Annotated in this window: 1 protein-coding gene; it reads left to right on the plus strand. The window is 70.7% G+C overall.

Annotation, left to right across the window (positions count from 1 at the left end; all coding sequences use genetic code 11):
* On the plus strand, positions 1-471 hold a 471-nt coding region (locus A6F49_RS14460; protein ID WP_043056587.1), incomplete at both ends, for an FGGY family carbohydrate kinase.

Here is a 471-nt window from a genome sequence, read left to right on the forward strand (position 1 = left end):
CCGCGAGGTCGGCCGCGCCGGCGGCGTGCGTTCACCCTATCTGTGGGCGGCGCGCCATATCCAGGAGACGCCGGCGGTGGCGCAGGCGTTCCGCGACAAGCGCCTTGGCTTCGGCACCGTCGACACCTGGCTGTTGTGGCATCTGTCGCGCGAGCGCGTCTATGTCACGACATCCACCAATGCGGCGTCGGCCGGCGCCTATGTGCTGGCCGAGCACCGCTACCAGCGCGGTTGGCTCGATGCGCTCGGCTTTCCGCAGGACCTGCTGCCGGAGCTGCGCGCCGATGCCGGCGATTTCGGCCGCACCGATCCGGCGCTGCTCGGCATCGACGTGCCGATCCTCGCCAGCATGGGCGACCAGCACGCCGGCGCCATCGGCCTTGGCTGTCTCGATCGCGGCCAGGCGATGTGTATCCATGGCACCGGCAGCTTCGTCGACCTCGTGATCGGCGACGCCCTGCCGCCGAAGGC

Origin of the sequence: Enteractinococcus helveticum (assembly GCF_001657475.1) — a bacterium.
GTDB lineage: Bacteria > Actinomycetota > Actinomycetes > Actinomycetales > Micrococcaceae > Yaniella > Yaniella helvetica.